Genomic DNA, 13,595 nt, shown 5'->3' on the forward strand with positions numbered 1-13,595 from the left:
TTGTAATTTAAAAATATAGTAATAGAACAATGAACTTAACTAGCATTGTAGGTAAAGCTTTTAAAAGTCGTCAGAAAGAATTGCTCCTTCATCAGCAAGGTGCAGTGGCTTTACAGCATAATGTGTTGCGAAATATACTTCAACAAGGACAAAATACAGAGTATGGAAGATGTCATAATCTTTCAACTGTAAATACTTATCAACAATTTGCTCAATCAGTTCCTCTAAATACTTACGAAGATTTAAAAGACGATATTGATAGAATGCGTCAGGGAGAGCAAGATATTCTTTGGCCTGGAACAGTGAAATGGTATGCTAAATCATCAGGAACAACCAACGATAAAAGTAAGTTTATTCCTGTTTCAAAGGTAGGTTTAAAGAATATTCATTATAAAGGTGGTTCAGATTGCGTTTCTCTTTATTTAGAAAACGTGCCTAACAGCAGAATGTTTGATGGTAAAGGACTTATTCTTGGCGGTAGTCATAGTCCTAATTACAATGTAAAAAACAGCTTAGTTGGCGACTTAAGTGCTATCTTAATTGAGAATATTAATCCTTTAGTTAATTTTGTTCGTGTACCAAAGAAACAAACTGCTTTGCTAAGTGATTTCGAGGTGAAGCGTAAATTGATTGCTCTTGAAACATTAGGAAAGAATATTACGAATATTTCGGGAGTACCTTCGTGGATGCTTTCTGTATTGGTAGAAGTACTAGAGCAGTCGAAGAAAACCACAATCGACGAGGTTTGGCCAAATATAGAGGTGTTTTTTCATGGTGGAATTGCCTTTACTCCTTATCGAAAGCAATACGAACAGATCATTAAAAACCCTAATATGCATTATATGGAAACATACAATGCAAGTGAAGGATTCTTCGGAATACAAAGTGATTTGAATGATCCTTCAATGCTCTTAATGTGCGACTACGATGTGTTCTATGAGTTTATACCGATGAGTGAGTTCTATAATGAATGCCCAACTGTGGTTCCTTTAGAAGGAATAGAGGTGGGAGTAAATTATGCAATGGTTATAACTACATCGTGTGGACTATGGCGTTACATCATAGGCGATACCATTTCCTTTACATCTATCAATCCTTATAAATTCAAGATCACTGGTAGAACAAAATCATTTATTAATGCTTTTGGTGAGGAATTGATTATAGATAATGCCGAGAAGGGATTGGCTTATGCTTGTAAGACAACAAATGCAGAGATAAAAGAATATACGGCAGCTCCTGTTTATATGGACGAAAATGCCCATTGTAGACATCAGTGGCTAATAGAATTTAGTAGATTCCCAGATGATATCTCACGTTTTACACAGCTTTTAGATAAACACTTACAAGAGATTAATAGCGATTATGAGGCGAAACGCTTTAATGATATAACCCTACAACACCTTGAAGTGGTGGTGGCACGTGAGAACTTGTTTAACGATTGGCTTAAGAGTAAAGGTAAGTTAGGTGGTCAACATAAAGTGCCTCGTTTGAATAATGAACGTAAAATAATAGAAGAGTTATTGCAATATAATTACAATGGCGAAGTAAAAGATTAATACTTTTCTGTAATTATTTGAATAATAATATATTAAATATATATATATTGATGACAAATAAGAGTGATAATAGGATAATGAGGCGGTCGTTTTATGCTTTAATGGCTGTGCTTTGTTTTGTCATTTACTCGTGTGCTAAGATGGGACAGCCTGATGGTGGATGGTATGATGAAATCCCTCCACGAGTGATTAAGGCTATTCCTGAAGATAAAGGAACAAACGTAAATGAAAAAAGAATTAGCATATTCTTTAATGAATTCATAAAACTAGATAATCCAAGTGAGAAAGTTGTTATTTCACCTCCACAATTAGAAGCTCCCGATATCAAAGGAGTAGGAAAGCGTATTGATATAAAGTTACGTGATTCTCTAAAACAAAACACCACTTATACTATAGACTTCAGTGATGCCATCTCAGACAATACTGAAGGAAATCCATTGGGAAACTATACTTATAGCTTCTCTACTGGAGATAAAATCGATACACTTGAGGTGAGTGGTTGTGTGTTAGATGCTGAAAATTTGGAGCCAATAAAAGGTATTTTAGTTGGTTTATACTCTGATACAACCAATGTTGCGTTTACGAAGAAAGCGATGTTGCGTGTGTCGAGAACCGATAGTAGAGGCCGTTTCGTAATAAAAGGTGTTGCAAGTGGAACCTATCGTATTTACGCTTTGCAAGATGCTGATGCCAATTATTATTTCAATCAAAAGAGTGAACGAATTGCTTTTACAAATGAACTCATAACTCCTTCGTTTCAAGGAGATATTCGTCAAGATACCATTTGGGCAGATTCGCTTCGTATAAAGAATATTATTCAAAAGCCTTATACTCGCTTTTTGCCTGATAATATTGTGCTAAAAGCCTTTACAGAGCAAAATACTGATCGTTATTTCTTGAAGAGTGAGCGTAAAGAACCAGAGGCTTTCTCGTTGTATTTCAGCTCGGGAAGTAAGGATTTACCACAAATTAGAGGCTTAAACTTCAAGAGTAAAGATGCTTTCTTAATCGAAACATCTGCTAAAAGAGATTCGCTTACTTATTGGATAAAGGACACTGCCTTGGTTAATAATGATAGTTTGGAGGTGGAAATAAAGTTCTTGGCAACTGATAGTACTGGGACTTTGAAAGAAAAGTTAGATACTTTGCCGCTTGTTCCACGTCTTTCTTATGCTAAGCGTTTGAAACTTCAAGAACAGGCACATGAGACTTGGAAGAAGAAGCAAGAGAAGTTGAAGAAGAAAGGAGAGCCTTTCGATTCGATTATGCCTAAAGAAAAGCTTCGGATAGAAATCAGCCCTTCAGGTCAAATGGCTCCTGATAGAAATATTCTATTATCGTTAAAAAATCCAATAGTAAAAGTAGATACATCTAAAGTGCATCTGTTTGTAAAGCATGATAGTCTTTGGTATCAAGCTAGGTATATATTATCACCTCAGGTTATTAGCCCTCCTGACTCTACTTATGTTACTATTGCATCTCCTGCAAATCGCTTTTATGAGTTGAAAGCAGAGTGGAAACCTAGTGCAGAGTATAGTCTTGAGTTAGATTCTATGGCTTTTGTAGACCTTTATGGATCGGTTTCAGGAAAAGAAAAACAAGGATTTAGAATCAAAGCGCTAGACGAATATTCTACAATCTTATTTACTTTAAGTGGAGTAGACAATGAGAATGTTGTATTGCAGTTATTGAATAACTCTGATAAGGTGGTGAAACAAATTGAAACCAGCAAGTCTACTGTCGAGATGTTCTATGTTGAACCAAGTACATATTATGTGAGAGCGTTTATTGATAGAAACAAAAATGGACTTTGGGATACTGGCGATTATGCACGAAATGAGCAGCCCGAAGAGGTTTATTATTATCCTGAAAAAGTAGAATGTAAGGCCAAATGGGATGTAACTGTATCTTGGAATCTGAAAGGTAAACCACTGAATGCTCAGAAACCAGGTGAAATTACCAAACAAAAGGCTGACAATAAAAAAACAATTCGACATCGAAATCTAGATAGAGCACGTGAGAAAGGGTTAGAATATTTGCCTAAATCATTGTAGTGTAATATTTTTTGAGGAAAGAAAAGATGAAAAGATTTAGTTCGTTTATAGCTATTGCAATATTGTTTCTTTGTGTTTATCTGCCTATTCATGCGCAATGCAGTTTTAAGAACACAGCATTTAAAAGCGGAGAGTTCCTTAGTTACAATATGTATTATAACTGGCAGTTTGTTTGGGTGAAGGCAGGAACAGCCTCGATGTCGTTAGTTCAAAGCCATTATAAAGGTAATCCAGCCTATAGAGCGGCATTATTGACGAGCGGAAGCGAACAAGCAGATCGTTATTTTGTTCTTCGTGATACTATTCTTTGCTATAGTTCATTAGGCTTAGAACCTCTATATTTTAGAAAAGGATCACGACATGATAAGCAATATACTGTGGATGAAGTGTTCTATTCGTATGCAAATAATAAGCCGACGCTTAAACAACATCGTCAAAGAAGAGATGGAGAGCATGAGTGGAAGACCACAACTTTCAATGAATGTGTTTACGATATGTTGAATATTGTGTTGAGAGCACGTTCTTTTAATCCAGAAGGATGGAAGTATGGAAACATGATTTCATTTACAATTGCAGATGGAGGACATATCCAAAAAGCTCTTATTAGATATAATGGAAAGAAAGTTATCAAAGCAGATAATGGTAAAAAATATCGCTGTTTAGAGCTTTCTTACTTGGAACAAGAGGAAAATAAGAATAAAGAGATTATTCGTTTCTTTGTAACCGATGATTCTAACCACGTTCCAATACGTCTGGATATGTTTTTAAAGTTTGGAAGTGCAAAGGCATTTTTAGTGGGAATGAAAGGTGTAAAGAACTCCATAACATCAGAAGTACAATAAAAAATCAAAATAAAGAAATAACAATATAAAATAAACGAACATGAAACAAACAATTCTAGTAACTGGTGGTACTGGCTTTATTGGTTCACATACAACTGTAGAACTACAACAAGCTGGTTATAACGTTGTTATTGTTGATAATCTATCCAATTCAAAAGTAGAGGTTCTCAATGGTATAGAAAAGATTACTGGCATTCGTCCTGCGTTTGAAGAAGTTGACTTAAAGGACTATGTAGCAGTTGAAAATGTTTTTAAGAAATATCCTAATATTAAGGGAATTATTCACTTTGCAGCAAGTAAAGCGGTTGGAGAGAGCGTTGAAAAACCGCTTATGTATTATCGTAATAATATAGATTCTCTTATTAATTTACTTGAATTGATGCCTAAATATAATGTAAAAGGAATTATCTTCAGTTCTTCTTGTACAGTATATGGACAGCCATCAAAAGAATATTTGCCTGTAACAGAGGAAGCACCAATACAAAAAGCGATGTCTCCTTATGGCAATACAAAGCAAATAAACGAAGAAATTATATATGATTACATCCATAGTGGCGCCAATATTAAGAGTATTATTTTACGCTATTTCAATCCTATTGGAGCGCACCCATCAGCACATATCGGTGAACTTCCAAACGGAGTGCCAATGAACCTTATTCCTTTTGTAACTCAAACAGCTATCGGAATCAGAGAAGAATTGAAGGTATTTGGTAACGATTATGATACAGAAGATGGAACATGTATTAGAGATTTTATTTATGTTGTAGACCTTGCAAAGGCTCATGTTAAAGCTATGGAACGTGTATTAGAGCAAGACAGCGATGCAATAGAATACTTCAATATCGGTACTGGTAAAGGTATTTCAGTTCTTGAAGTATTAAATACTTTTGAAGAAGTAACAGGAGTGAAAGTAAATTACAGCTTTGCACCACGTCGAGAAGGTGATATTGAGAAGGTTTGGGGTAATGTAGACCATGCTAATAAAGTGTTAGGATGGAAGGCAGAAACACCACTTAGAGAAGTATTAGCATCGGCTTGGAAGTGGCAATTGAAGCTTCGTGAAGACGGAATATCATAATCTTTGGTTATAGAAAGACATCTTCTTAGAGGTTAATATCACTGCTTTTAAATTGTTAAATGCTATTAAACTTATGGCAAATAATGATTTAGAGTGGTAGTATATCGTTTTTTCTATGTACCTTTGTACCCGCTGTCACGTGTTGGCAGCATTAATACAAACATATTAAATAAATAAAATTAAATGGCAACAAAAATCAGATTACAGCGCGGTGGTCGTAAAAGCTATGCTTTTTACAGCATTATTATCGCCGATGCAAGAGCTCCACGTGATGGAAAATTTACTGAAAAGATTGGTACTTACAACCCTAACACCAATCCTGCAACTATCGATTTGAACTTCGAACGTGCATTATATTGGGTAGAAGCTGGTGCACAACCAACTGATACTGCACGCAACATCCTTAGCAACGAAGGTGTTTACTTAATGAAACACTTACGTGGTGGTGTTAAGAAGGGTGCTTTCGATGAAGCAACTTGTCAAGCTAAATTTGAAGCTTGGAAGCAAAATAAGGAAAGCAACACACAAACAATTCGTGATGCAGAAGCTAAAGCTAAGAAAGAATTAGTAGCAAAGAACTTAGAAGCAGAAAAGAAAATCAATGAAGCTATCGCTAAAAAGGTAGCTGATAAGAAAGCTGCTGCTGAGGCTGCAAATGTAGTTGAAGAACCTGTTGTAGAAGAAACGGCTACAGAAGAAGCAGTTGCAGAATAAGAGAAAGATAAAATTTCTTGATTAAAATAAAAAGGCTTTAAGGGCAATAACTTAGTTATTTCCTTAAAGCCTTTTGTTCTAAATTTATATCAATGCGTATATTTTCATAATATGCGATGAGTAACTTTGTAAAAGATATCATTTGTAGGTCGTGTCTCATATAGTTTCTTAAGACTATACTATTGTTTTCGAAATAAAATGTTAGTTGCTTGCAACTTTTTTTTATTCTCTTTCGTCTAAAGATTGTAATAACCAATAAAATAAGAAAGAATATGAAAAAAGTAATATTGGCAGTAATTGCCCTTACTGTGAGCGCATTAACAATGTCTGTTTCAGCGTCAGTTTTACATGACAGAGATGATGTACAAGAAGATAGAAACGTGAAGAATTTCCATAAAGTTGTTGTTGAAGGAGGTTATGATGTCCATTATTTACAAGGTAATACTGTTTCTGTAAGACTTGTTGGAGATAAAAAAGAGATTAATAGAGTCTTAGTTTCATCAGATGGAGCCACGTTAAAGATTAGTAGAAATAAAAGGACTTCTGGTTTATTTTCATTTAAAGATGATGATCTAGATATTTATATCACCTCACCAGATCTCACTTCGGTGATAGTAAAAGGTTCTGGAGATTTTAAATCACAAGGAAAAATAGATTCCGATAATCTTTCTTTAACTGTGTTGGGTTCAGGTGATATTAGTTTGTATAATGTGATATGCGATAATCTTTATGCGAAAATGAGTGGAAGTGGAGATGTGGAAATCAAACAATTACGTTGTTCTGGAGCTAAATATGAACTAGTTGGATCGGGAGATATTAGTGTTCGACAAAGTAATGTACGTGCAACAGATATTTCATTAAAAGGTTCTGGCGAGTTTAAAGGGTACCTTAAAGATTGTGGAAAGGTTAAATGTAACTTAGTCGGAAGTGGTGATATCAGACTATCAGGAACTGCAGTAAGTTGGGAACAAACCAAACTTGGCACAGGAACGATTAATACAACTCAGTTAAGGGTAAATCGATAATAGGGTAGTACCATTCTAAATATAGTAGAAAAACATTTTTCATTATATAATAGTAAAGTTTTTAAGTTATTAATAATGATAAGAGGCGATAGCTCTATTGTGAGTTATCGCCTCTCTTTTTGTGTCTTTTCCAATCAAATAGTGTGAGCTCGTCAACAGATGTTATTTATATAGGTAGCGTTTAATACTCTTTTTAGGTGTCTTCTCAAACTCTTCTTCATGTAAAATAATATCCGATACCTTGCTATATCCTGGAATTAGTTCGTTTAATGTTTGAAGATTTTGGGTCATAACCTTTTGTATGTCGTCTATTGAGAAGCCCATAGATTCAGCCTCTTCCATATCAGGATGCACCAAAGCAACAAGCTTTTCTTCTCTTTGAAGGACAATACTTTCTCCTACAAGAGCAAGAGAATTAAGTTTATCTTCAATCTCTTCAGGATAGATATTTTGTCCATTCGAACCTAAAAGCATATTCTTTGAACGACCTTTAATAAAGATATTGCCATCTTTATCCATAATACCAAGGTCACCAGTGTGATACCAACCATCATTGTCTAGGACTTGTTTTGTAGCTTCTTCGTTCTTGTAATAGCCCAACATAACATTGAGACCTTTAACAAGAATCTCACCTGGTATGCTTTGAGGATCACTACTTTCAATTTCAACTTGCATGTGAACAACAGCTTTTCCGCATGAGCCAGGTACGAAAGCATTGTGATCTGCATAAGCAATAATAGGTGCACATTCAGTTGTTCCATATCCAACAGTGTAAGGGAAGTTGATCTTATGCAAGAAATGTTCAATCTCTTGATTAAATGCCGCACCACCAACAATTATCTCATAGAAGCGGCCGCCAAAGGCATTCTTCACCTCTTCACAAATCTTTTGATTTACTTTCTTGCTCACAACTGGCATGTTAAGCAATAGCTTCATCAAATTGTTTTGAATCTTTGGGAATACTTTTTTACGGATAATTTTTTCAATCACTAATGGAACTGCAATGATAACAGCTGGCTTCACCTCTGCAAATGCTTGTGCTATGATTGCAGGACTAGGTATTCTTGTTAAGAAATAGATGTGGCATCCTACGAGGAATTCGAATAAGAATTCGAACATCATGCCATACATGTGTGCCATTGGCAAGATGCTTATGATGTTATCGCCACGAGAAATCTTATCACCTAATACTCCAGTAGCAAAGTCATAGTTACTCCATAGAGCTCTTGCAGGGATCATTACCCCTTTAGAAAAGCCTGTAGTTCCACTTGTATAATTGATAAGCAGAAGTTGTTCTGAACTTTCTTCCTTATAATAATTAACGTGTTCTTGTCTGAAATACTTTGGATATTTTTGCCCAAATATTTCATTTAGATGTTCTCTTGCATAAGTAAGTTTATCGCTTCTCGAAACAAGTAGAGAAAAATCAGGAATAAACAAGATACCTTCCAGGTGAGGCATTTCCTCTTCTTTGATAGTTGGAGCAACCATATCACCCACGAAAAGCAATTTTGATTCACTATGATTCACTATATTATGAACCTGATCAGGCATAAATTCGTGTAAAATAGGTACAGCAACAGCACCATAAGTAAGGGTAGCAAGGAATACAACAGCCCAGTTTGAGCTATTTCTTCCGCATATTGCTATCTTGTCACCTTTGTCTATTCCACTGTTTTGGAAGATAATATGAAGCTTCTCGATCTTACGAGCTACGTCACGATATTGTAGGGTTGCGCCCTTATAATCTGTTAAAGCATCAAGCTCCCAATTCTTGATTATTGACTGTTCAATAAGGCTATTAAAACTAGGTATTTCCATTTTTCTTTGTATTCAAAATCAATATTCAATCTCGTTTTGTATGTTCTCTTCACTATCACATCTTGATTGTGTTGGCATTCATTCTTTACCTGTTGAAAAACAAAAAAAGATATGCACATTGAAGAGAATTATGTGCAAAGATAATGTTAATTTATCTGTTAACAAAATTTTTTTCTTCCTTTTATTGTTTATGATACGGGGGCTGATTCAGTATTTTTCTATAATATTGGTGTATTTATAATGAAAATGTTTATCAGATTATAATAAAATTAAGGTGTATTCGTCTATGTCCTTTATTTTGAATTGATAGTTAAGCTGTTTTATAGTATTCTTTTTTTATATTTTGCACCCTTATTATACCTAAAATAAAACTTTACTTTTATAATTTTGTGTGAAACTACTTTGTAGAAGTAGTCTCTTTAGAGCATTATTAATATTAATGTGTATGGCATGCTTCCATTGAATTTGTATAAATACAAGTTAAAAAACTTATTATAAATCATGAGAAGAGGTATTTTATCCTTATAAATTATATGTTTTTAACCTTTAAGAGGGCGTACTTTTTTAGTAGTTCATTTGTTCTATTCGTTTTTTTTCGTTTATTTTGCATAAATGTTAAGCTAAACAATTTATGATGAACACAACAGCAAAAGAATATCTTTGTGGTTTAAAACGCTCAGACTTTCAAACCACAATTGACGGCAAAGAGACTGATTTGTTTCTTTTGACTAATGAGAATGGAAACGAAGTTGCCATAAGCAATTATGGTGGTGCAATTGTTTCTATTATGGTACCCGATAAAAATGGAAATTATGCCAATGTTATTCAGAGTCATGATAGTATCCAAAGTTTAATTAATTCGCCAGAACCTTATTTGTCTACATTGATTGGACGATATGGAAATCGTATTGCAAAAGGTCGTTTCCAGTTAGATAAGAAGGAATATTTTTTGCATATTAATAATGGTCCTAATTCTCTACATGGAGGTAAAACGGGTTTTAATGCAAAAGTCTGGGATGCTCTCCAAATGAACAATCACACATTGGTTTTGAAGTATATCAGTCCTTATGGAGAAGAAGGTTATTCTGGAGAAGTAAAAATAACGGTGGTATATACCTTCACAAATGACGATGAATTGGTTATTGAATATATGGCAACTACCAATAAAAAGACCATTATTAACCTTACTAGTCACGGATTCTTTTCATTAACAGGCATTGGAAATCCAACTCCAACTATTGATACTTTAGAGTGCGAAATCAATGCAAACTATTATCTTCCAATTGATGATACATCTATTCCTACTGGTGAAATACGTTTTGTAGAAGGTACTCCCTTTGACTTTAGAACATCAAAAGCTGTTGGAAAAGATATTGATGCAAACCATGAACAAATAAAGAATGGTGCAGGTTACGACCATTGTTTTGTTCTAAATAAGAAGGAAGAAGGTGAGCTGAGCTTTGCTGCAAGAATTAAAGAACCAGTTTCAGGACGCACAATGGAAGTGTATACAACAGAACCTGGCATGCAATTCTATTCAGATAACTGGGCAGATGGTTTCGCAGGACAACACGGTGCAACTTATCCACGACGCAGTGCAGTATGTTTTGAAGCACAACACTTCCCCGATACTCCTAATCATTCATATTTCCCTTCTGTAGTATTACGTCCAGGAGAGCAATATAAACAAAAAACAATCTATAAATTCGGAGTAGAGAAGTAAGCCAAGATATAAAACTATTTATCGTATGTTCTCAGTATTATTGAAGATTGCAGAACCGTATCTTAGTAGAAACAACCGCTATAAAGTATTTTGTAATTTATAAATACTCGAGAATAACAAACTAAAAACTAAAAATAATAAATAAATAACTAGAAAATGGAAAAAGTAAAGAAGCAACAAGGAAGCATTATTGCTATTATAACAATGATGTTTTTGTATGCAATGATTTCGTTTGTAACAAACTTAGCTGCACCAATTGGTGTGATTTGGAAAGGTGCTTTCCAAGGAGAAAGTGCTAACGTTGTAGGTATGTTAGGTAATGCTATGAACTTCTTGGCTTATCTTTTCATGGGTATTCCTGCAGGAAAACTATTGACAAAGATTGGTTATAAGAAGACTGCATTGGTTGGTATCGCTTTTGGTTTCGTGGGAGTGTTCGTACAATTCCTTTCAGGAGCTATCGGTTCTTCTTCTAACTACACAGGTTTTACAATTTATCTATTAGGTGCATTCATTGCAGGTTTCTCTGTATGTATCCTAAATACTGTTGTAAATCCAATGCTTAACCTACTCGGTGGTGGTGGAAATCGTGGTAACCAACTTAACCTTATCGGTGGTACACTTAACTCTTTGACAGGTACTTTGACTCCAATCTTCGTAGGAGCATTGATTGGTACCGTAACTGCAAGCACAAAGATTGCAGACGTTAACATGGTGTTATACATTGCAATGGCTGTATTTGTATTGGCTTTTGTCGTTCTTTTGTTCATTCCTATCTCAGATCCAGAAGGTGCTTCTGTTACAGAATCAACTGTATTTGAGGCAAGTCCATGGTCATTCCGTCACTTCGTACTTGGTGCTATCGGTATTTTCCTATATGTAGGTATCGAAGTTGGTATTCCAGGAACACTTATTTTCTATCTTTCTGATACTACAGAAAAAGGTGGTGGTATCTTAGGTAACGCAACCTCTATTGCAGGAACCGTTGCAGCTACATACTGGTTCTTGATGCTTGTAGGTCGTTTCACTGCAGGGTTCATTGCAAACAAAGTATCAAGTAAAGCAATGATGATAACCACAAGTGGTGTCGGAGTTTTCCTTATACTTATTGCTATGTTTGTGCAAAGTGCTGACAAGATCTTTATGCCAGTGTTTACAGGGCAGTCTTTCGAAATGGTTCAAGTGCCATTAGCTGCATTATTTCTTGTTCTATGTGGTTTATGCACTTCGGTAATGTGGCCTTCGGTATTTAATCTTGCAACAGAAGGATTAGGTAAATACACAGCAGCTGCATCAGGAATCTTCATGATGATGGTAGTAGGTGGAGGAGTATTGCCACTTATCCAATCATTCATCGCAGACAAATCAGGCTATTTGATTTCATATATCGTGCCTCTAGCAGGTTTGGCTTACCTCTTCTTCTATGCAATCATAGGAAGCAAGAACATCAATAAAGATATTCCAGTTTAATTAAACATATAATGAACCTTGCCCTGTCAATGTGCAAGGTTCACTATTATCGTTAACCCCTTTAATACAAGTAAGTATGGACATCGAACACGTAAGAAGTAGATTCATCAAACATTTTGATGGAAAGACAGGTAATATTTATGCTTCACCTGGTCGTATTAACCTTATAGGAGAGCACACTGATTATAACGGAGGATTTGTTTTCCCAGGTGCAGTAGATAAAGGTATTATGGCAGAAGTGCGCCCAAATGGAACTGATACGGTAATGTGCTATTCAATAGACCTTAAAGATCGTGTTGAATTTAAAGTAACAGATCCAGAAAGTCCACATACTTCATGGGCAAAATATATTTATGGTATTGTTCAAGAAATGCGCAAACTAGGTGTTGATGTAAAAGGTTTCAACACAGCATTTGCTGGAGATGTGCCCTTAGGAGCAGGTATGTCATCATCAGCAGCACTTGAAAGTTGTTTTGCTTTTGCATTAAACGATCTTTTCGGAGATAACAAAATTGCGAAGTGGGACATGGTTTTAGCTGGTCAAGCAACCGAACATAACTATGTAGGTGTTAAGTGCGGAATCATGGATCAATTTGCAAGTGTATTTGGAAAAGAAGGAAAATTGATGCGACTAGATTGTCGTTCAAGAGAATTTGAATATTTCCCATTCGATCCCAAGGGCTATCGTTTAGTGCTTGTTGATTCAAAAGTAAAACACGAATTGGCTTCTTCTGCATATAACAAACGCCGTCAAAGCTGTGAAAATGTAGTAGCAGAACTTCAAAAGAAATATGCAGACAAGGTGATTGAAACACTTCGTGATGCAGATTGGGATATGCTTGAATCAGTGAGAACTAATGTTTCTGAAGAAGATTACAAGCGTGCTCATTTCGTATTAGGTGAGAAAGACAGAGTTCTTGCAGTATGTGATGCACTTGAAAAAGGCGACTATGAAACAGTAGGAGCTAAGATGTATGAAACTCATCACGGTTTAAGCAAAGAATATGAAGTATCTTGTGAAGAACTAGATTACCTCAATGAAGTTGCTAAAGAAAATGGAGTTACAGGTAGTAGAATTATGGGTGGAGGCTTCGGAGGCTGCACAATTAACCTTGTAAAAGAAGAACTTTACGACAAATTTATTGCAGATGCTAAAGCAAAATACGAAGCAAAGTATGGTAAAACACCTGCTGTTTACGACGTAGTAATTAGCGAAGGCTCTAGAAGAATATCATAATCAAGATATAAAAGGGTAGTAGTTGTGATGTAAAAGTATTGTTTTTAAGACCTAAAAGAATTACAATTATAATAT

General features: G+C 35.2%; 10 protein-coding genes. 9 read left to right on the forward strand and 1 reads right to left on the reverse strand.

The window, feature by feature from the left end; genetic code table 11:
* Window positions 1-29 precede the first annotated feature (29 nt).
* The 6 genes from HMPREF0669_RS05225 to HMPREF0669_RS05250 all read left to right on the forward strand — a co-directional run bounded on the left by HMPREF0669_RS05225 (window position 30) and on the right by HMPREF0669_RS05250 (window position 7,269).
* Window positions 30-1,556, forward strand: a complete 1,527-nt coding sequence (locus HMPREF0669_RS05225) for a GH3 auxin-responsive promoter family protein (protein WP_009227482.1) — start codon at window positions 30-32, stop codon at window positions 1,554-1,556.
* Between the two features lie 50 nt (window positions 1,557-1,606).
* The gene (locus tag HMPREF0669_RS05230) at window positions 1,607-3,610 is read left to right on the forward strand and encodes an Ig-like domain-containing protein (protein WP_020967201.1); all 2,004 of its coding nucleotides are present in this window, start codon (window positions 1,607-1,609) and stop codon (window positions 3,608-3,610) included.
* A 26-nt stretch (window positions 3,611-3,636) separates the two neighbouring features.
* Complete coding sequence (locus HMPREF0669_RS05235; RefSeq protein WP_009227484.1) at window positions 3,637-4,452, forward strand: DUF3108 domain-containing protein; 816 nt, start codon at window positions 3,637-3,639, stop codon at window positions 4,450-4,452.
* Window positions 4,453-4,492: 40 nt separating this feature from the next.
* Window positions 4,493-5,530: a UDP-glucose 4-epimerase GalE gene (gene galE / locus HMPREF0669_RS05240; protein WP_009227485.1), complete on the forward strand. Its 1,038-nt coding sequence runs from the start codon at window positions 4,493-4,495 to the stop codon at window positions 5,528-5,530.
* Between the two features lie 183 nt (window positions 5,531-5,713).
* On the forward strand, window positions 5,714-6,244 hold the full coding sequence (locus HMPREF0669_RS05245; RefSeq protein WP_009227486.1) for a 30S ribosomal protein S16: 531 nt from the start codon (window positions 5,714-5,716) through the stop codon (window positions 6,242-6,244).
* A 272-nt stretch (window positions 6,245-6,516) separates the two neighbouring features.
* A complete protein-coding gene (locus HMPREF0669_RS05250; RefSeq protein WP_009227487.1) occupies window positions 6,517-7,269 on the forward strand; it encodes a head GIN domain-containing protein in 753 nt (250 codons plus the stop codon).
* Between the two features lie 162 nt (window positions 7,270-7,431).
* On the opposite strand, the gene HMPREF0669_RS05255 is transcribed toward HMPREF0669_RS05250, so the two are convergent.
* The gene (locus HMPREF0669_RS05255) at window positions 7,432-9,090 is read right to left on the reverse strand and encodes an AMP-binding protein (RefSeq protein WP_009227488.1); all 1,659 of its coding nucleotides are present in this window, start codon (window positions 9,088-9,090) and stop codon (window positions 7,432-7,434) included.
* A gap of 631 nt (window positions 9,091-9,721) precedes the next feature.
* On the opposite strand from HMPREF0669_RS05255, the gene HMPREF0669_RS05260 reads away from it, so the two are divergent.
* The 3 genes from HMPREF0669_RS05260 (at window position 9,722) to galK (ending at window position 13,520) form a co-directional block, all read left to right on the forward strand.
* The gene (locus HMPREF0669_RS05260) at window positions 9,722-10,813 is read left to right on the forward strand and encodes an aldose epimerase family protein (protein WP_009227489.1); all 1,092 of its coding nucleotides are present in this window, start codon (window positions 9,722-9,724) and stop codon (window positions 10,811-10,813) included.
* Between the two features lie 156 nt (window positions 10,814-10,969).
* Entirely contained in the window at window positions 10,970-12,283 is a 1,314-nt protein-coding gene (locus HMPREF0669_RS05265; protein ID WP_009227490.1) for an MFS transporter, read from the forward strand.
* Between the two features lie 76 nt (window positions 12,284-12,359).
* Window positions 12,360-13,520, forward strand: coding sequence for a galactokinase (gene galK / locus HMPREF0669_RS05270; protein ID WP_009227491.1), 1,161 nt, complete (start codon window positions 12,360-12,362; stop codon window positions 13,518-13,520).
* Window positions 13,521-13,595: the final 75 nt, after the last annotated feature.

Origin of the sequence: Prevotella sp. oral taxon 299 str. F0039 (genome assembly GCF_000163055.2) — a bacterium.
Lineage (GTDB): Bacteria > Bacteroidota > Bacteroidia > Bacteroidales > Bacteroidaceae > Prevotella.